Raw genomic sequence first — 18907 nt, 5'->3', positions numbered from 1 at the left:
TCATGGTATTGTCCTTTTCTCTTATCTTAAAAAGTGTTTAAAACGATCTACTTCATCGTCATGACCAATTACAATTAATATATCTCCCGCTTGAATATTTTCCGTAGCTCGAGGAGATACAATAACTTCTTTGCCACGTTTAATTGCTACAATATTCAATCCAAACTTCGCGCGAATATCTAATTCGATTAAAGAATGACCATCAATTTTTTTATTTGCAATAATCTCTACAATACTATGCTCATCCGAAAGCTCAAGATAGTCTAACACATTACTTGATGCAATATTATTAGCAATCCTTTTTCCCATATCACGCTCTGGGTGCACAATGTGGTCTGCTCCTATTTTACTTAGCACTTTTTCATGGTAATCATTTTGAGCTTTTACAGTAATATTTTTTACACCTAACTCTTTCAGAATTAATGTTGTTAAAATACTTGAATTCAAATTATCTCCAATAGCAACGACTACATGATCAAAATTACGAATACCAAGACTTTTTAATACCATCTCATCTGTTGAATCTGCGATTACAGCATGTGAAGCTATATTTGCAAACTCATTTATTTTATCCTCATCTGAATCAATTGCCATTACTTCCATACCTAATTGAGCGAGTTCTCGGCAAATACTTCCACCAAAACGTCCAAGCCCAATAACAGCAAATTCTTTCTCTTTTTCACCCACAGGAATTCCTCCAATAACATCGAATACTATGTGTTTTTATTGTAACATACTTTAGATTTGCTACAAAAACCTGTATATCATTCTTATTTTTGTTTTTGCATATAAAAATACTGTTGTAAATAAAATGCGATACTGAAAATTAACATACCAAATACAAATATATTTCCAAATGAACTAAATGTTTCAAAAACGAATAATAACGTTTCTTGTCCAAAGAAAGCAAATAATAGTTGTGTAAATGCGAATAACAATGCCAATATATAATGATGTTGATGGAATAAATAATGCGTTGCACCTAAAAATGCGATAAACGAAATGATGAAAATCCACCAATTTTCTAAAAATAATTGCCAATCAGTAAAGTGATATCCATTTACTAATATCGCAATAATTCCTATAACCGCCATCGTTGGCACACTCCAAAATAATGCTCGTCCTCTAAAGAAGAGAGTTCCTTTCACATCACCTTTTTCATGTGCAATGTATGTTAGGACTACCGTACTTATATACAAAACTGAAAGAATTGTTAAAACGATAATAAGCCAAAAATGCAATTGATAATACTCATGCTCTATGTTTGTCACGATAGCTGCTAACATACACGGGATTAACATTCCAGTCCAACCATCTACTTTTCTTTCATTCCAAAACACCGTGTTACCAATCCGTATTCCTAACAACATAAAAATAATGATACCTAGTACAAATAATGTCGTTTTATTCCCTACTAAACTTGTTGAGAAAGCAATCAATCCAATAAATAAAAAGAGTACAAACCCATTCATAATTTCTAATACAGGTGATAAATATCTCTTCACCCATTTATATGTTTCGTCATATTCATGTTTATCTACTAAACGGTAGGCATAAAAACTTATCCCAAAATACACCGCCGCAATAATAACATACGCATATAAGACGAAACACAACATTGCACTGCTAATTTGCACGTAATTCCCCACCCTTTTTTCTATGTTTCACATTGATTTTACACACTTTCTACACGAATTGTAAACATATATAAGCTAGTTAACTAATCATCTTCTCAATAAGCGATAATGAATAATGAGCAGCGGCTTAAAACCACTGCTCATTGCTTTATCCATTTGTATGCCGATGTATATCCAAAACAAATATGAAAGATGTTTTCGTCTTGGAACTAACAAGTACCCACTTTAAATTTTTGCAAATTTGGCGAGCGAGTTTACTTTCTAGTTCCTTTCCATTTCACATATTGATCTAAAAATGCGATAGCTTTCTCAATAGCCTCTTCATCTGGTTTTAATTTTGCGTGGTGTAAACCATATTCTGAATTTACCCCAAGCCAAAACATAAATCCAGGAATCGCTTGAAGCATATAACCAAAATCTTCCCCTGTCATTGCCTCAGTACATGTAATTACATTCATATCAGTTTGTTCACTTACAAACTGCATAAACTCTCTCGTTAATACTTCATGGTTATATACTTCATGATACATCGCCCCGTAGTCAATGACCGCTTCACATTGAAAGGAAGCTTCTATCCCTGCAACAATTGCCTCAATCCTACTTTTAACACGACTCATTGATTCCACTGATAACGTTCGGATCGTTCCTTCTAACCGAGACTTTTCTGCTATGATATTTTGAACTGTACCACCTGTTATTTTTCCGATTGTAATTACTGCACTATCAAGAGGGTTCACATTACGACTAATAACAGATTGAAGTTGTGTAACAAGGTGACTTGCTGCAACAATCATATCATTTGCAGTATGCGGATAGGCTGCATGTCCACCTTTCCCCTTTAAATCAACATATAACTCTGATGTATTCGCAAATAATAGCCCCTCTTTTGTTGCAATTGTTCCTACAGCATATTCAGGTGCAATATGAAGACCAAGAATTATATTCGGCTTCCATTCTTTTAGCTCTTCACTCTCTAACATAGGAAGAGCCCCTCCTGGCCCTTCTTCAGCTGGTTGGAATAGAAACACAAGGTCATCATCTATTCGTTCTGTTACAGCTGCTGTTAGAAGTCCTAAACCAATTGTTGTATGCAAATCGTGTCCACATGCATGCATCATTCCCTCATGAGTAGAAGCAAACTCATATCCAGTTTCTTCGGTAATTGGCAAACCGTCTATATCTGCGCGATAACCAATAATTTTTTCTGGATTTTTTCCATTTACTTTAACAATGACACCCGTTTTCCATACCTTCACTTCCACATACTCATTCGAAAGCGTTCCTATGTAATCTAAAATATACTGTTGTGTTTTCCACTCTTTAAATCCAATTTCCGGTATTTTGTGTAGATCTCTACGTATTTGAATGAATTTGCTTACTGCCATTTTTACACCTCTATCTATAAAAAGCGTAAGAGCCCGTTATGCTCTTACGCTTTTTTTGTTTTTATTTCTCTGGGTTTAATTGACGAAGCTCTTGTTTAATCTCAGTTTTTGCTTTTGTCTTCTCATCAATCTCTTTAATTACACGTGCTGGAGTACCTGCAACAACTGTATATGGAGGCACATCTTCTGTTACAACAGCGCCTGCTGCTACAACTGCACCTTTACCTACTGTAACGCCTTCTAACACAACTACGTTAGCACCAATTACAACATCATCTTCAACAATAACCGGTTTTGCTGACGGCGGCTCAATAACACCTGCAAGTACTGCACCCGCACCTACGTGACAGTTCTTACCAACCGTTGCACGTCCACCAAGTACCGCGTTCATGTCGATCATAGAACCTTCACCAATTACAGCACCGATATTAATTGTTGCATTCATCATAATAACAGCATTGTCGCCGATTTCAACGTGGTCACGAATAATCGCGCCTGGCTCAATACGAGCTTTAATACCTTTTAAATCAAGCATTGGAATCGCAGAATTACGACGGTCATTTTCAACAACGTAATCAACAATGTGCTTGCTATTTGCATCAAGAATTGTCTTAACATCAGACCATTCTCCAAATAATACACCAGACTTTTTATTTACAAATGCTTGTACCGTTTCAGGGAATGTTACTTCTTTTAAATCCCCTTTTATGTATACCTTTACAGGAGTTTTCTTTTCACTTTTTTGAATAAACGAAATAATTTCGTTAGCGTCCATCATTTTCATTCTTGTTGCCTCCTAAATCCATTTATAATGTTACTCTACCAAACGATAGAGCGAGTAGCAAGATAATAATCCTATTTTTCCATTTGAATTTCTTCTATAATTTCTAAAAATGCCCGTACTTGCTTCAATTGTCTGGCCGATTCACTCGTCAATAACCATGTTTCTCTCGTTAATTGAACAGGTGTTTTATACATATTTTCCTGTACTTCTTTTAAAACAGTAGAAGGTAACAGTGCATAACCTATACCATTTAAAACGAGTTGTTTGCAAGTCTCAATTTGATCAACCACAATTGTTCTCTTAGGTGGATTAGAAAATAAACCATACCACCAATTTTGTATTTGTCCATAATAAGTCGAATCACTTTTAAATTGAATAAATGGTCTATTTGTTTCTTTTAACATCGAAATATCTTTTATTTCTTTATCCACTAAATAAAGTTCATCTTCAAATAATTGTTGTTTCTGACCTTTATATTCCTGTGTGCCTCTCAATATAGCAACATGAACGTCTCCTTCATAAAATTGCTTTTGCACTTCACTACTCCAGCCAGTAAACAGCGATATTTTCACTGAAGGGTATTTATGTACAAACTTCTTCAAAACAGGAGGAAGCCAATATTGACCAATAACCGATGCAACAGCTATTTTTAACGTTCCGTGAGTTTCTGTTCTAAAAACAGCTAGCTCACTTTTAATATCCTCTTCCTTTTGTAGCATCTCTTTTGCATAATTTGCGACTTTTTCCCCTTCAGGTGTAATTGTCAATCCTTTTTGTGAGCGAATAAAAAACTTCATTCCCCATTGTTTCTCCATAGATTGTAATCGTTGACTAAGCGCAGGTTGTGAAACAAATAAACGTTCCGCCGCTTTTCTCATATTTGATTCCTGAGCTAACACAACCATCATTTGAAAATCATCAATTTGCAACTTTCTCCCTCTTTCCTTAGCTTCCATACACCTTATCTCAATAAGCTTTTCATCCTTAATTTAACTATATACTCTTATATTTTTTATCTTTTTAAATATAATACATACACAACTGATATGCACGAAAAAAAGTGACTTCTCCGCTTCTATGAAGTCACTTTTCTCACATTATCGATTATGTTGCCTTACTTTTTTATTCAACAATTTTAAAATCGCTCGACGCGTTAAAATCCCCTCAAAATACCCCTCTTCATTGACAGCGCAAATAAAAGGATGATCAATTGTCATTTCTAAAGCTTTTGCAAATGAATCTTCTAACTTAAGAACCGGAATGTCTTCCTTCATCACCTGTTCTACTTTCATTTCGTCAAGTCGCTCAAACTCAATGCGTTCTAGCCCTAACATACCGTCTAAAATCATAGCAGTACTAATTAACCCGTGCAATTTATACATCGGGTCCAAAACAGGTATCGCCGAATATCCAGATTTCACAAGAACGAGTAATGCATGCTCTAAACCATTCCCCATTTGAACATGCGCTACTTTTTCTGATGAAATCATTAAATCTTTCACAAAAATTTGTTGAAACTCGTCTTTCGGAATACTAATCATATTACATCCCCCATTTTCCCTTTTTCCTGCTTATAATCACCGACTCTATTCACATTTTATGACAGCGTTTTCATATTATTATTTTGTCCTTACATTATTTCAATAAAAACAAAATTACACAGTTATTTTAGCATACAACACAAAAAAAAGACTACCATTGCGGTAGCGCTTAATACCCTTTATTTTTTAATCTGTAAAATAACCTTGTGATTTTTTTATATTGCATCACATCTGTCTTTTTTAAACCATTCTCAATATCTGTAAGTTCCACAGCTAAAATTTCACTTGCATAATTTTGCTGAAATAAAATATCTAGTAACAAGCTCTCCTCTTCTTCCGTTAAAACAAATTCCCTTTTCATATACCCCTCTCCTTATACTCGCATCGTTACTCTTATTATATAAAATTTCCAACCTATTTAATAGATGTAATATTCAGTTTTTAACGAAAGATATATGAAAATATTTTTTATTTCGTATATCGATTTGCATAACTAAATGCCGCATAAGCATCCGGCTTAATTTTTGCAGTTAATCCCATCGCTTGAATTTTCGCTGTCATATCTAGAATAAATTCTTTTGTTAAACCATCATTTCCGATATCTAAGTGAATTTCCATTATAAATCCAGCCCCATCTTGAGCAAATGGATGCAATAAATCCCATATTGTTTGTATATGATTTGGAGTAAATAAGCATGCGATTTCTTGACTAAACTGCGTTTCTAAATATATTTTCTCACGTAAAGTTGCTGGCTTATCTTTTACTGATTTATGGTGTAAACACCCCCAGGCTCCTTTTCCAACACGATGAATATGAATTGCCGTAATAAACCTCGTATCCTTTTGATGCGCTTGTGAGTCTGTCCCAATGGATAAGCGATATAAATTTCGTGGATCCTTTTCAATGAAACTACAAATACGGCTAAAGACCATATCAAAATTTAAATGTCTCTCTGAAACATTATAAAATGTCTGTTCACCGGCCACATAGTCACGTCCTTTCAATTAGACAGACTTTTCGTATTCTCATTGTATGGGACAAAAACAAAAATTATAACTTTCTACCCTTTATTCGTTTCAATATTCCGAATTACATACTGGCAAACTTGGCACGTATAAATTACATTTTGATTCGATTGAGCCGTTAATACATGAATAATCTCAGCAGAATTGTGACAATTAGGACAAATCACAACTGGTAAACGTTCCATACAACACACCTCCTCGTTATTTTTATCCCGCTATCCGTCCCCCCCAATTGGTGATGGCTAGTAATTAGTATAGGACGAAGAAGCCCCACTGATTACAATTTCACTTTATTACCATTGTAGGAAAAATGAAAAATCCCTATACATATAAACAAAAAAGTAATAGAACTAAAAAAGGTGTTGCCATATGGCAACACCTTTTTTATATGTATCAAGAAATGATATCGTAAATCTCAATTGCAACCATGTCGATATTATCGAATTGATACACTTGAGGTTTTTCACCTTGTTGATACACTTCTAACTCATACATTTCACTTTTATCGAAAAATTTCACGCTACATTTGCGCTCACCGTTCACTTCAAAATAGCGTTGTGCTACTTCACCGCTTTCAGCTTGTTCTTGTAGACTAACAAGTCGAGTTAAAATTCCTTGGAGTAGAGACATGAAATCTCTCCTTTCTCTGATCTTCCTACCAATAGGTTTTACAGCTATACTCATTCTATCCGTCATAACAGAAAAAATGTTCCACAGTCTAGGATAAAGGTTATTGGCCAGAAACTCAACTAAAAATTTGTCGAAATGCGAAGGAAAAAACAGAAAGTGCATCTTTTGCCTTCTTTATTGCGATTTTTATACTGGAAGAATATAATAAAACACAGAAAAAAGGAGGAATTACAATGAAAAAAATTGAGGTTTACACACAACCTGATTGTCCGCCATGTGTCATTGTGAAAGAATTTTTAAAGCATAATAACGTTGTATATGACGAATTTGACGTAAAAAAAGACGCTGCTGCACGCAATCGTCTTTTATATGACTATGATTCTTATTCAACTCCAACAGTTGTAATTGATGGAGAAGTTGTTGCTGGTTTTCAAATTGAAAAATTACAACAGCTACTCAATATAGAATAGGTAAAAACCTATTCCTATTTTTATTTCGCTATTTATCGGCCAGTAAACGCCCGATTGGTGCCGGCTAATAAGCAGTGGGATATCCCCCACTGCTTAAATTTTCACTTTATAATTGTTGTAATCTTTTTATTTCAGTTAAAAGTTCTTGGCTTTCATGATATCCGGCCAATTTCCATTTCCCTTGATCTCTTTGCAATGTTACAATTTGATATTGTCCGCTTTTCGCCCGCTCATATACATATAAAATTTTATGCTCTTCATCATATGACATTTTCGTTTCTGAATGAAAAGAAAACGGTGCTTCTTTTGCTGGAAGTAAATATTCACCACTTTGTTTATCACTTCTACTATTTTCATCTGTAAATACTTGAAGGAAATTCTCTGTAAAATACGGTGATAACATTTCTATCATCTTATTCATCGGCAAATGCTTCCCACGAATTGAAAATTGGGTTTCATAGCCTTTTTGTATCGTTGTAAACACTTCTTTCTGATCAATTTTCACTTCCTCTTTTCCTAAAACAGTTGTAACACTATAACCAACTAGAAAGGCAACGCATACAAATAGAACTAACCATATTCCATATTTCCTCATTTTTTCACCTTCCCTTTAAGAGAACTTGTCTTTGTAGTATTCATTGTAACAATGATTATGCAAAGAAAGGGCTGGTTTCGTTCGCAAAATCTTTACAACGATAGACAGCATTTTCATCACCATTTTCACTATTACCAATTTATGATAAAAACAAACAAAAAATGCACGAATCTCTTCGTGCATTAAAATAAAACATCTTCTTCATATAAATATTCATACGATAAATCTATAAATAAAAAGTTTTCATCATCAATTGGGAAAGAAAATGTTCGTACCATCTCACCGGTTTCAATATCAGCATATAAATCTGAAAGTCTTGCCTTATTCTCAAAACGCATTTTCATAATATTCTCTAGAAAATACGGACGCCAACTCCAGTTCTTCATGTAATACTCAGGCATCACAATCCATTCTCCGTCTTTTTTCATAACGTTTCCTGATTGCTGGAAACCATCTTCATTACAAATAAATATGCGAAAACTACACTGTGATACACTTTGGCTAAATTGTAATAACCAATCATTTATATCTTCATTCTTTTTCTGTTTGGTTAGAACATCACCAATTCGATCACGTAACAGTTCTGTTAAATTATAAATTTTTTGTAATTTTTTCTTCTCATGTTGAATAAATTGATGGCACTCATTACCAAGTCGTTCTTTCAAAACGTTCGTTTCAATAAAATCAGGTAAGCATTCTTTCAAATAATTCCCTTGATAGTATCTACCACCGTTTTTCCAAGCATATTGTAGTTGATAAAAAGCATCTATTTCTTCATATAACAATGTCGCACCAATTCTTCTAGCAAGTAATGATAAAGAATATAAAATATCTTGATAAGATTGTAAAAGTGCAGTTTGCCTTAAGTTTGTTAAATCTACTTTTAAAATATCCGGTGCTAACACGCTAATACGTTCTAAATTACTTGTACCTGTTCCAACTTTATTAATCGAAATTTGAATACCATATGTACGATAATACATAAGCAAATGATTAAATTGCTCTATATCTTCTTTACATTCATGTTCTGTAATTTCTAAAACAATGTGTTTCAAATTTAAACCTTGCTCTTCATACATCAATAACAGTTGAAGTAAACTTTCATCATCATCGTTCATTAATACGTTCGCATTCCGATGTATAAATAATAATAGTTTTTGATCACTTTCTAAATAACGATTTAAAGCTTTTTCTACTATAATGTTATCTGCTTCCAGTTGAAACTCACTCGGAATAGAATCATCATGAAAGAAAGAAGCTAAACTTTGTATGCCCTCTTCTGTTTGAATACGTCCTACTACTTCATATCCAATTACAGTATGCTCATCAGCACTAAAAATAGCTTGATAATAAGGAAGGACTTTATCCAAGTTACTCATTACATCTAATGCATCTATCAACGTGCTTCCCTCCCTTTACTTTTCAAAGATTATAACATGATATTTACGGAAAAATAATAAAAAATCCCTTCAGTTTTCCTGAAGGGATTAGAGGGGTAAAATGCTAAGGGGAATTAGCAATTCTACTATGAAGAAAAAAGAGGTCTTAAATATAACGTATATATAACCTCTTGTAAACACTTTTCTTTCATATGTCACAATTCCGTCACATTTAACCATAAAAGAATGAATCAAACATTCATTTTCTCATCCCTTTTAAAATGGATATTGATGTAAATGTTGTCCTCCATCCATTGTCATGCAAGTTCCATTTATGTACGCAGCTTCATCGGAACATAAATAATAAGCTAAACCTGCGATTTCTTCTGGCGTGCCCAGCCTTCCAAGCGGAACACTTTTTATTGTACGCTTAGCCATTTCTTCTGAAATCCATAACTTATCAGCACCACCCGTACGTTCAATTGGTCCTGGCGCGATAGCGTTAACCCGTATTCCATATTTACGTCCCCACTCAACAGCAAGCGTCTTCGTCATTGCTAATACTCCAGCCTTCGCTGCAGCTGAATGAATAACTCCTGGACCTGCATCCCATGCATATGTTGCTACCATGTTAATGATATTCCCTTTTATACCTTTTTCAATCCAATATTTTCCGACAGCCTGGCTACAGTAGAATGTACCATTTAACACAATATTAATGACCGAATTCCAGCCATTTACGGATAAATCTTCTGCTGGACAAATAAAGTTTCCAGCTGCATTATTTATTAAAATATCAATTCGTCCAAACTTCTCATCAATCTGTTCAATCATTTTCTGAATATCATCCGTATTCCTTACATCCATTTGTACAGGTAATATTTGTCCTGGAAATTGTTCAATTTCCAATTTTGTTTCCTCTAGTTTTTCCTTTGTACGTCCTGTAATAACAACTCGTGCCCCTTCTTTTGCAAAACGAACCGCCATTCCTTTTCCCATTCCACTTGATCCACCTGTTATAATAACTACCTTTTCTTTCACATACATCCCCTCCAAAAAATGAATACACATTCATTTTATCATTTTATTTAATAGAAATCTTTATATTTTTAAACTTTTCTGATATTTTAACGTAAAGAGGTTTCTTTTCATTCGTTTTTTTCGTAATCTATACTACTTTTTTATTATTTAAAATATATTTTAAATAAACTGAAAGGAGATTTGAGTAACCTGTAAATATAACGAACACATATGATATAAGTCAAATAGGTATACTCATATTTTTATGAAGAAAATTACAAGAAGAGATTTTTTAAAAGTTGGCATGCGCACTTGTCTATATTCATTTATAACCACTAGCATCGGATACTACTACGCTAAATATATTGAGCCTCATTTACTATCTTTGACAGAGCATACACTTACATCACAACTCATACCTAAAAGTTTTCATGGTATGAAAATTCTTCAATTTAGCGATTTACATCTCGGATACTATTTCTCTCTCCAACATTTAGCACAAATCGTTTCTAAAATTAACGCTGTAAAACCCGACATTGTTCTTTTTACTGGTGATCTCATTGATAATTATCAAACATATACCGACACTCCTTTCGTTGCATCCATTTTAAAAAATATACAAGCGCCCTTCGGTAAATTTTCTATTTATGGTAACCATGATCACGGCGGATATGGAACGGAATACTACGAACACATCATGCGCGAATCTGGATTTGAATTATTACTAAATAGCGAAAAGAAAATACGTCTACTGGATAATAGTGAAATTTCAATTTTCGGTCTTGATGATATACTCCTAGGCAAACCCAAAATAGAGGAGACACTACAGCAAGCAAAGGAAAACACTTATAACATCGTTCTTGTTCACGAGCCAGATATTGCACCTCTGATTGCTACATATCCAGTTAACTTGCAACTTTCTGGTCATAGCCATGGCGGACAAGTACAAATTCCTTTTGTAGGCGCTATTATTACCCCATCACTTGCTAAAAACTATGTTGAAGGCTTCTATACGATTCAAGACTTAGCTCTCTATGTCAATCGAGGCCTTGGAAGAACACGTGTCCCATTCAGATTTATGTCAAAACCTGAAATTACGATTTTCACGCTCCAACATTCGCAATAATTCGCCTATTTTCTTACATATCCTTTCTTGTACGCGCTCATCCACGTTTCATTTACCATATGATAAAAGTGAGTCCAATAAAGGAGGTTTGTTCATGTATCCATATTATCAACCAATCCCAGTCCGTTCAGCACCTATTGGTCCAGTAGGCGACTCACGCTTCTTTCCGTTTTTTGGCGTTCCATTTCTAGCTGGCATTGCTGGTGGACTGCTCGGCGGAGCATTGGCTTTCGGTCCTAGACCGTATTATCCACCATATCCACCACCTTTCCCACCGCCAACACCTTATCCTTGTTATGGTGGACCTTGTCAACAACCATACTATTATTAACGTACTGTAACAATTCTACCAATGTTATTCCCTCTCTTGACCAATCTATGATCTATTAACATGCTTACAATAAAAACTATTCTCTCTACAGATTCTTCTATATTAGAGAACGTATAATAAGTAGAGAACAAAGTAAAAAACCTCTTAAAAAAAGAGGTTTTTTACTTTGTTCTCATTATTCAGCATCCGTGTTTTGATACGCCATTTTAAACAACTTCACTTGGCTATCAATTTCTTCTGTACTACTATTAATAACATAATAATAGTCACCAGTTTTATTTTGTTCACGCGTTTTCACATTATCAGCTAATGTAAGCTGTAAAATCGCCTTAATTCTCGCCTTCATTTCAATATCTAATATCGGGAAAGATATTTCTACTCGCTTTTCCATATTTCGCGTCATCCAATCAGCCGAAGATAAATATATCTTTTCCTCTCCATTATGATGGAAATAATAAATTCGGCTATGCTCTAAGTATCTCCCGACAACACTAACTACCCGAATATTTTCACTTACATTTGGAATACCAGGCCTTAAACAACATGTTCCTCGAACGATAAGCTCTACCTTTACTCCAGCTTGCGATGCTTCATACATTTTTTTTATTAGTGGTTTATCTGTTAATGAATTCATCTTAGCAATAATATATCCATTTCCATATTGTCTATGATAACGGATTTCTTCATCTATTAAATCCATAAATTGCTCTCTTATATCAAATGGCGCAACCGATAAATGATGAAAATGTGGCTTTGTTGTATAACCACTCAAATAATTAAAGAAATTTGTTGCATCGACTCCAAAGTCTTTTCGTGATGTAATATACCCGAAATCAGTATATAACTTTGCTGTTGCGTCATTATAATTTCCAGTCCCAAGATGTACGAACCTTTCGATTTTTCCGTTTTTTCTTCTTACAACTAGCGTAATTTTACTATGTGTTTTCAAATGACTTACACCGTAAATAACGTGACAACCTGCCTTTTCTAATTCTTTAGCCCAATGCACATTATTTTCTTCATCAAATCTTGCCTTTAACTCAACTAATACCGTCACTTGCTTTCCTTTTTCAGCCGCTACCTTTAGCGCCTGAATAATCGGCGAATCTCCGCTTACTCGATATAATGTTTGTTTGATCGCAAGTACATTCGGATCGTCTGCCGCATCACGGACAAAATCAACTACTGGCTGAAACGATTCAAAAGGATGATGTAATAAAATATCATGCTCAATTGCTTTTTCAAATACATCTTCTGCATCACCTAAGTCTTGAGGCCGTTGCGGAATAAGAGCCGGATATACTAAATGTTCATATAAAGGAGCTAGTTTTTTATATAAAGAAAATAGACATGTTAAATCTAGCGGTCCATCCATTATATACACATCTTCATCTTTTACTTCCAACACCTCATATAATAATGCTAATACTCTTTCATCAATATGCTCTTTGCCAACTTCTAAACGTACAGCAGCTCCCCACTTACGCTTCTTTAATTCTTTTTCAATTACCTTTAATAAATCCCTCGCACCTTCTTCATGAATTGTTAAATCCGCATTGCGTGTAATGCGGAAACGAGTAACTGATGATACATTATATCCTGTAAATAATTTATGAGTAAAACCACTAATTACATCTTCTAATAAAATAAATTTATGCTTTTGCCCTTCACTCGGTAAAAATATGAAACGTTCGAGTAATGAAGGAACTTGTACAATTCCTAGCTTCGTGCGGTTTTCTTCTTCCACTTGTTTTTCATCATATAAAAGAGTAGCCAAATTCAAGCTTTTATTTAATAACATTGGAAATGGACGATATGCATCGATAGCTACAGGTGTTAAGACTGGGAAAATTTGCTCATCAAAATACTCTTCTATAAATTCTCTCTGTTCTTTCGTCAAATCATGGAATGTTAAACGCTCAATTCCTTCTAGCTCCAGCGCTGGCAACACATAATTTTTAAACGTATTATATTGTACAGTCATTAATTCATGGGCCTTTATCGCAATTTTGTTTAATTGCTTTTTTGGTGTTAAGCCAGCCTTATTTTCTGGTTGGTTAAACCCCGCACTCACTTGATCCTTCAATCCTGCCACGCGTACCATAAAGAATTCATCTAAATTCGAGCTGAAAATGCTAATAAACTTTAATCTTTCCAAGAGCGGATTCGTTTCATCCTGTGCTTCTTGCAGTACACGTTCATTAAATGCTAACCAACTTAATTCTCGATTATTGTAATAAGCTGTATCATTTAAATTAACTATATTCCCCTTCAACATTTCCATCCTCTTCACACTTCCCTTGAAACTTTTTTACTATAATTTAGTTACTTTCATTTTAGCAAATTACAATATTCCAAAGTGTTAATTTTTTGTAAAGACATCCGTACAACTTAACAGTTTGATTCGAAGGATAAGTGAATAGTCGTTTTCAACACTCTTTCCAGCTGCTTTTTTTGCTTTTCAGCTTGCACTTTTTCCGCTAATGCCGATTGCTCACATACAATTTTAAATGTTAATCCGTCTTTACTATCCGTTATAGATATCGATTCAACAAGTGATCTTTGTCTTATATTTAGAGCTGCTGAAAATTGTAAAACAGCCCCTAATAGACGGATTTTTTTTTGTTCATTTTTATCGAACCATCCTTCAAATGGGGACAAGTGTTGTTTGAATAACATTTTTGATTTATAAGACGCAATAAGCGCTAATCTAACGCGCTCTTTATGCATCATACCATCAATTGTTTTATTCGCTAATAAATAAAACGTATGTAAGCGGCTCGCTTCTTCGTCTATATATTTACCTATATTAAATACTTTCGCCGCTTGATGGAATACTTCCCAGTCTTTTGCTGACATAGAAATTAGCCCTGTTTCCTCAAGCTGTTGACAAATCAATCTTCCATGTTTAATAAGCTGAATTACAAATTCCATATCCATTTCATATTCATGTGATAATAAATGCAAGCTTTCTTCGACTACGTTCGGATAATATGAAATCCCCAAATCTTTTGTCAACTCTTCATAGAAAACACCTTCTCGTAACCCTTTTCTACTTAATACAAATGCTGGTGCCTCTATAACGTTAACAAGTGTATGAAAAACTTCGACTGCTGGAATAATTGTATCTGCTCGATCTTTTGCCAATCCTTCCAATTTTTGAAGTTCTATGAACGACAATGCTTCCAATTCTTCTTTCACATTTTTAATATCTGCTTCTTTCATTTTATATAAATGTACTCCTGCTATAGGATAACAAATTAAATTTTGATGGATTTTCACTAAGTTCCTCGCACTACCACCAATTGCAATAAGAGGCAATTTCTTATCAATTAACCATGGTAATGTTCGAAATTGATATTCTAAGTACGTTTGAATCTTTTCTAACTCGTCTTCAGTAGGTATATCCTCTTTAATAAATTGTTGCTTTAAAGAAAGTGCTCCAAAAGGAAAGCTATGGTACTCTAAAATTTCTCTATTTCGAAAGTATGTAACTTCCGTACTTCCTCCACCAATATCTACTGTAATTCCTTCAGAGAACGAAGTTGAATTCATAACTGCTAAATAGCCGTAACGCGCTTCCTCATATTCTGATAATACTCTAAGAGTAAAGTCTGTTTGTCCTTCAACAAGCTTTATAATAGCCTCTTGATTCTCAGCCTGTCTAATTGTTGCTGTTGCAACACAAAGTACATGATGCAACTGGTGGAATCGTGTACTTTCTTGAAATTGAAATAATGTTTGTAACAATACATCTATTCCTTCTTCAATCAACACACCATCGATTAAGTAATTCCTTAACCGAGCAACTACTTTCGTATTTTCAATTTCCTTATAAAAACCTCCGTTTTGCTTTTCATAAATAACTAAACGCATTGTATTAGATCCAATATCTATAATGGCATATTGCTGTTTTAATATTTCTTTCAAACTTCTCACTCTTTCATTATCAAATTTCTAAAGCACATTCTATTACTATTATACAAAATAGTTGTTTTTTGTAACAATATTGCTTTAATATTGAAAATATATACAATCACTTTTTGCATATAATAAAAATCTATTTTATTTATGTTATAATAATGAAAAATTGAAAGGAGATTCCATATGAAACCTTCACAACCACAATCTCAATTACAAAACCAACATTCTATTAATCGACTAGCTCAATCTATTTTCGTTGTGAATCGTCATGCTAAAGCTGCAACTAATCCGAAGTATTTATATTGGTTAAAAAAGACGGCTTTAGAACGCTTAATTGCTGAAAAAAAAGCTATTAAAGAAGGATTACATTTTTCTAGAAACCCACGTTTTAGCCAACAACAATCCGATGTTCTTATACGTTTAGGTGATTATTTTTTCCATATTCCTCCTACAAAAGAAGATTTTCGAATCCTACCACATCTTGGTCACCTTGAATCCTCCTATCGAAATCCGAAAACAAACTTATCTTTAACAGTAGCAAAAAAGACACTTCAAGATTATATTGGTCCTGAAGCACTGAAACAAGAGAAAAAATTAAGTGAACCTGTCCCATGGTATAGTCGTACTTATACAAAAAAATAAAACAGTTTGGCCAATTGTAGGCCAAACTGTTCTATTTTTTCTCTTCTTTAATTTTAATATTTGCTTGTTTATAAAAGGCTATTTTTTCGGTATTATACGATTTCGTAAATTCATTAAACTTGTCTTTTTCTGATTCAATATCTTTATAAGATTGATTTACTACTTTTACTTTTTCACTAATATCTTTTAATTTAGTACCTTTATCTTGTAACATTGTATATAGTTCTTTTTCTTGTTTTAACGATTTACTATAGCTATCATACATTTTGTTAAATGAGTCATGTCGTTTCTCATATGTGCTTTTCACTTTATCCGCTTGATCTTTCAATTTCTTATCTTCAATTTTCTTCACATATTTATCTGCTGATTTCACTTCTTCTTGTGCCTTATTTAAAGATTCTTTTTCTTTTGTAAGCACTTTTTCTCGTTCATCTGTATTTTTTACTGCTTGATTCAGTTTTTCCTTAACAGTTTGATTATTATCTTTTCCCTCTTGAACAATCTGGCTATATAATTCTTGTCCCTCTTTCTCTAAAGTTTCAAGTTTTTTTGCATCTTCAAACATTGTTTTTTCTTGTTTTGCAGCATTTTCAAACGCAACATATAATTCCTCTTCTGGTTTCGGCCCGAAACAACCGGCTAATAAAATCATTGATAATGCAGTTACAATTGCTAATTTACTATACTTCAACATCTTTTCCTCCTACTTATATACGATCATCGTGTAAAAAGCTATGAAAATTATATATCCTTCTATAAACTCCACACTCGCACCTTTTTTACGAAAATCATTGATATTGTTTATAATGCTTGTACAAATTGTATTACTTGAAATTACAATTTACGTTTTGAACTCAATAGCAGTTTCGTATCCATCTTTACATATACTTTTACTTGCCACCTTTAACTTGTTCATACTATGTATGACATAAAAGTACAACGGAATTCATCACAGCCATAATATTTGAAGAACAGCAGTAATAGTTCACCTGATAAAAGATGTTCGTTGTTCTCTCACGTCTATCATTCTATCATTCCCTTTCCGGTTTCTATCAAATAATTTCTTTGTTCATTTTACACAGTTTAAATGCTACCTTGCAACAACTTACAATTACTCTTGTCATTCCCTAAAAAGGAAAAGTGTAGAGCATGCTTTCCTCTACACTTTTAAAATGAAACACATTGTGCAAAATGCATTGACACATCCATCATAATTATATGCTTATTCCATATGTTTTTAAAGACTTTTATTACAAAAAAAGTTCTTTTTGTAATAAAAGTCAAAAAAATGTTACATTAAAAAATTCTTCATATCATATTTCTTTAAATCAAAGTTTTACTTATTTCCTTACAAATTCCTATGCTGGTACAATTGATTTTGTGCCTTTCTTAACAATTCTTCAAAAGTTTTTCCTTCTACCGGATAACTAGCAGCTCCAAATAATAGAGTCATACTTAACAAACCATTTTCTATTTCGCTTTCAATATTTTTCATTAATCGGTTTGTTATTGTCGATTTTTCATGTCCGTTATCAATTGCCACAATAACATACTTATTTTCGTCCCACTTAGTAACGACATCCCCTTTACGAATTGTCTTTACAATCGTACTCTCCAATTTTTGTACTAACACCTCCAATTTTTTTTCTTGCACTGTTTCTTTTAGTCCTTTCCATTCTTTCACAGAAAGAATGTACACTGTAATATTATGAGAATCTCGCTCTGATAAAGCAGCTACTTTCTCAAAGAAATCAACTACAAAATCATTACTTGCCATTCCTCCTACTTCCGTATCCAGACGCCCACTCGCTCTTTTATCATACCAATGTCCAAAATAATAGCTCAGTATCATTTGCAATATATAAATAATAAAGACGGTATAAAATGATCGCGAATCCAGTTTTGTAATTACATCCTGAAGCGCAATCCATTCTGTAACTGCCACTGTATTCCCAAGTAATAATCCACTAATTTTCCCTTTATGTTTCATACTTCCCCTCCCTTCTATACCAATATATGTTTCTATAGCAATTATGTTTTTCTACAAAATAAAAAATGTACATATTGGATGTACATTTTCGCTTAAACTTGTCTACCATTTCTATTCTATTTCATATATATACTATATATCGTTTTAGAAAGAGGTGATCTATATGCTACAAAAAGAAAATCTATCAGATATTATACGTTTACTAGCAGGCTTTCTGTTATCGTTAAAATTATTATGTAATTCTTTCGGAGTGAACTTTATTACAAATGATCAAATTGATGCTATTGTAAATGTTGCTTCCTTTCTTTTCATTTTATATTTTGGTTATAAAAATAATTATGTGGGAAAAAAAGGAATCGAGCAAAAAAAAGTACTCAAAAAACACAACCTCCAATAAAAAAGGAACCTTTCGTACAGGTTCCTTTTT

The 18907-nt window shown here is 33.5% G+C and carries 22 protein-coding genes; 5 read left to right on the top strand and 17 right to left on the bottom strand.

The window, feature by feature from the left end:
• Window positions 1-21 precede the first annotated feature (21 nt).
• The 10 genes from MR113_RS14790 to MR113_RS14745 all read right to left on the bottom strand — a co-directional run bounded on the left by MR113_RS14790 (window position 22) and on the right by MR113_RS14745 (window position 7003).
• A complete protein-coding gene (locus MR113_RS14790) occupies window positions 22-687 on the bottom strand; it encodes a potassium channel family protein (protein ID WP_000504032.1) in 666 nt (221 codons plus the stop codon).
• Between the two features lie 83 nt (window positions 688-770).
• Entirely contained in the window at window positions 771-1637 is an 867-nt protein-coding gene (locus tag MR113_RS14785) for a cytochrome C oxidase assembly protein (protein WP_242255158.1), read from the bottom strand.
• 254 nt (window positions 1638-1891) lie between these two features.
• Window positions 1892-3022, bottom strand: coding sequence for an N-acetyldiaminopimelate deacetylase (locus tag MR113_RS14780; protein ID WP_242255156.1), 1131 nt, complete (start codon window positions 3020-3022; stop codon window positions 1892-1894).
• 61 nt (window positions 3023-3083) lie between these two features.
• Window positions 3084-3806, bottom strand: a complete 723-nt coding sequence (gene dapD / locus MR113_RS14775; protein WP_242255153.1) for a 2,3,4,5-tetrahydropyridine-2,6-dicarboxylate N-acetyltransferase — start codon at window positions 3804-3806, stop codon at window positions 3084-3086.
• A 71-nt stretch (window positions 3807-3877) separates the two neighbouring features.
• On the bottom strand, window positions 3878-4762 hold the full coding sequence (locus tag MR113_RS14770; RefSeq protein ID WP_061678286.1) for a LysR family transcriptional regulator: 885 nt from the start codon (window positions 4760-4762) through the stop codon (window positions 3878-3880).
• A gap of 141 nt (window positions 4763-4903) precedes the next feature.
• Window positions 4904-5347, bottom strand: coding sequence for a cyclic-di-AMP-binding protein CbpB (gene cbpB, locus MR113_RS14765; RefSeq protein WP_016086509.1), 444 nt, complete (start codon window positions 5345-5347; stop codon window positions 4904-4906).
• 169 nt (window positions 5348-5516) lie between these two features.
• Window positions 5517-5708: an antirepressor AbbA gene (gene abbA / locus MR113_RS14760; protein WP_000817794.1), complete on the bottom strand. Its 192-nt coding sequence runs from the start codon at window positions 5706-5708 to the stop codon at window positions 5517-5519.
• A gap of 107 nt (window positions 5709-5815) precedes the next feature.
• A complete protein-coding gene (locus tag MR113_RS14755) occupies window positions 5816-6280 on the bottom strand; it encodes a ribonuclease H-like YkuK family protein (protein WP_242255166.1) in 465 nt (154 codons plus the stop codon).
• Window positions 6281-6408: 128 nt separating this feature from the next.
• Window positions 6409-6558: a hypothetical protein gene (locus MR113_RS14750; RefSeq protein WP_000440538.1), complete on the bottom strand. Its 150-nt coding sequence runs from the start codon at window positions 6556-6558 to the stop codon at window positions 6409-6411.
• 208 nt (window positions 6559-6766) lie between these two features.
• Window positions 6767-7003 carry a YkuJ family protein gene (locus MR113_RS14745; RefSeq protein ID WP_000055151.1) on the bottom strand — a complete coding sequence of 79 codons (237 nt, stop codon included), beginning with the start codon at window positions 7001-7003 and terminating at the stop codon, window positions 6767-6769.
• Window positions 7004-7236: 233 nt separating this feature from the next.
• Between MR113_RS14745 and MR113_RS14740 the strand changes: the two genes are divergently transcribed.
• Window positions 7237-7473, top strand: coding sequence for a glutaredoxin family protein (locus tag MR113_RS14740; RefSeq protein ID WP_242255151.1), 237 nt, complete (start codon window positions 7237-7239; stop codon window positions 7471-7473).
• Between the two features lie 106 nt (window positions 7474-7579).
• Here the strand turns inward: MR113_RS14740 and MR113_RS14735 are convergent, their stop codons facing one another.
• The 3 genes from MR113_RS14735 to fadH form a co-directional block, all read right to left on the bottom strand.
• Window positions 7580-8068 (bottom strand): DUF3993 domain-containing protein, encoded by a 489-nt coding sequence (locus MR113_RS14735; protein WP_242255149.1) that lies wholly within the window; start codon window positions 8066-8068, stop codon window positions 7580-7582.
• 182 nt (window positions 8069-8250) lie between these two features.
• Complete coding sequence (locus MR113_RS14730; RefSeq protein ID WP_242255146.1) at window positions 8251-9468, bottom strand: EAL domain-containing protein; 1218 nt, start codon at window positions 9466-9468, stop codon at window positions 8251-8253.
• A gap of 255 nt (window positions 9469-9723) precedes the next feature.
• A complete protein-coding gene (gene fadH, locus MR113_RS14725) occupies window positions 9724-10488 on the bottom strand; it encodes a 2,4-dienoyl-CoA reductase (protein ID WP_242255144.1) in 765 nt (254 codons plus the stop codon).
• Window positions 10489-10732: 244 nt separating this feature from the next.
• Between fadH and MR113_RS14720 the strand changes: the two genes are divergently transcribed.
• The gene (locus MR113_RS14720) at window positions 10733-11593 is read left to right on the top strand and encodes a metallophosphoesterase (protein WP_242255142.1); all 861 of its coding nucleotides are present in this window, start codon (window positions 10733-10735) and stop codon (window positions 11591-11593) included.
• 94 nt (window positions 11594-11687) lie between these two features.
• Window positions 11688-11924 (top strand): hypothetical protein, encoded by a 237-nt coding sequence (locus MR113_RS14715; protein WP_048563234.1) that lies wholly within the window; start codon window positions 11688-11690, stop codon window positions 11922-11924.
• Between the two features lie 175 nt (window positions 11925-12099).
• On the opposite strand, the gene MR113_RS14710 is transcribed toward MR113_RS14715, so the two are convergent.
• Both MR113_RS14710 and ppx read right to left on the bottom strand, forming a co-directional pair.
• Window positions 12100-14208 carry a polyphosphate kinase gene (locus tag MR113_RS14710; protein ID WP_097816912.1) on the bottom strand — a complete coding sequence of 703 codons (2109 nt, stop codon included), beginning with the start codon at window positions 14206-14208 and terminating at the stop codon, window positions 12100-12102.
• Between the two features lie 107 nt (window positions 14209-14315).
• Window positions 14316-15854: an exopolyphosphatase gene (gene ppx, locus MR113_RS14705; RefSeq protein ID WP_242255138.1), complete on the bottom strand. Its 1539-nt coding sequence runs from the start codon at window positions 15852-15854 to the stop codon at window positions 14316-14318.
• A 177-nt stretch (window positions 15855-16031) separates the two neighbouring features.
• Between ppx and MR113_RS14700 the strand changes: the two genes are divergently transcribed.
• Window positions 16032-16490, top strand: coding sequence for a YkyB family protein (locus tag MR113_RS14700; protein ID WP_000804861.1), 459 nt, complete (start codon window positions 16032-16034; stop codon window positions 16488-16490).
• 31 nt (window positions 16491-16521) lie between these two features.
• On the opposite strand, the gene MR113_RS14695 is transcribed toward MR113_RS14700, so the two are convergent.
• Together MR113_RS14695 and MR113_RS14690 are read right to left on the bottom strand one after the other, a co-directional pair.
• Window positions 16522-17184 carry a YkyA family protein gene (locus MR113_RS14695; RefSeq protein WP_242255135.1) on the bottom strand — a complete coding sequence of 221 codons (663 nt, stop codon included), beginning with the start codon at window positions 17182-17184 and terminating at the stop codon, window positions 16522-16524.
• Between the two features lie 654 nt (window positions 17185-17838).
• The gene (locus MR113_RS14690; protein WP_242255133.1) at window positions 17839-18480 is read right to left on the bottom strand and encodes a diguanylate cyclase domain-containing protein; all 642 of its coding nucleotides are present in this window, start codon (window positions 18478-18480) and stop codon (window positions 17839-17841) included.
• 163 nt (window positions 18481-18643) lie between these two features.
• On the opposite strand from MR113_RS14690, the gene MR113_RS14685 reads away from it, so the two are divergent.
• On the top strand, window positions 18644-18877 hold the full coding sequence (locus tag MR113_RS14685) for an SPP1 phage holin family protein (protein WP_242255131.1): 234 nt from the start codon (window positions 18644-18646) through the stop codon (window positions 18875-18877).
• The last annotated feature ends 30 nt before the right edge of the window (window positions 18878-18907 follow it).

The sequence above is a fragment of the Bacillus cereus group sp. BfR-BA-01379 genome (genome assembly GCF_022663605.1).
Lineage (GTDB): Bacteria > Bacillota > Bacilli > Bacillales > Bacillaceae_G > Bacillus_A > Bacillus_A mobilis.
This window is presented reverse-complemented; position numbering and strand designations above follow the sequence as displayed.

Bases quoted from the DNA above. Each gene is read 5' to 3' on its own strand.
- MR113_RS14720 (WP_242255142.1), top strand. From the start codon at position 10,733: ATGAAGAAAATTACAAGAAGAGATTTTTTAAAAGTTGGCATGCGCACT.
- MR113_RS14710 (WP_097816912.1), bottom strand. From the start codon at position 14,208: ATGGAAATGTTGAAGGGGAATATAGTTAATTTAAATGATACAGCTTAT.
- MR113_RS14745 (WP_000055151.1), bottom strand. From the start codon at position 7,003: ATGTCTCTACTCCAAGGAATTTTAACTCGACTTGTTAGTCTACAAGAA.
- abbA (WP_000817794.1), bottom strand. From the start codon at position 5,708: ATGAAAAGGGAATTTGTTTTAACGGAAGAAGAGGAGAGCTTGTTACTA.
- MR113_RS14755 (WP_242255166.1), bottom strand. From the start codon at position 6,280: ATGGTCTTTAGCCGTATTTGTAGTTTCATTGAAAAGGATCCACGAAAT.
- MR113_RS14770 (WP_061678286.1), bottom strand. From the start codon at position 4,762: ATGGAAGCTAAGGAAAGAGGGAGAAAGTTGCAAATTGATGATTTTCAA.
- MR113_RS14750 (WP_000440538.1), bottom strand. From the start codon at position 6,558: ATGGAACGTTTACCAGTTGTGATTTGTCCTAATTGTCACAATTCTGCT.
- MR113_RS14740 (WP_242255151.1), top strand. From the start codon at position 7,237: ATGAAAAAAATTGAGGTTTACACACAACCTGATTGTCCGCCATGTGTC.
- dapD (WP_242255153.1), bottom strand. From the start codon at position 3,806: ATGAAAATGATGGACGCTAACGAAATTATTTCGTTTATTCAAAAAAGT.
- MR113_RS14690 (WP_242255133.1), bottom strand. From the start codon at position 18,480: ATGAAACATAAAGGGAAAATTAGTGGATTATTACTTGGGAATACAGTG.
- MR113_RS14780 (WP_242255156.1), bottom strand. From the start codon at position 3,022: ATGGCAGTAAGCAAATTCATTCAAATACGTAGAGATCTACACAAAATA.
- MR113_RS14695 (WP_242255135.1), bottom strand. From the start codon at position 17,184: ATGTTGAAGTATAGTAAATTAGCAATTGTAACTGCATTATCAATGATT.
- MR113_RS14700 (WP_000804861.1), top strand. From the start codon at position 16,032: ATGAAACCTTCACAACCACAATCTCAATTACAAAACCAACATTCTATT.
- MR113_RS14735 (WP_242255149.1), bottom strand. From the start codon at position 8,068: ATGAGGAAATATGGAATATGGTTAGTTCTATTTGTATGCGTTGCCTTT.
- MR113_RS14715 (WP_048563234.1), top strand. From the start codon at position 11,688: ATGTATCCATATTATCAACCAATCCCAGTCCGTTCAGCACCTATTGGT.
- MR113_RS14685 (WP_242255131.1), top strand. From the start codon at position 18,644: ATGCTACAAAAAGAAAATCTATCAGATATTATACGTTTACTAGCAGGC.
- cbpB (WP_016086509.1), bottom strand. From the start codon at position 5,347: ATGATTAGTATTCCGAAAGACGAGTTTCAACAAATTTTTGTGAAAGAT.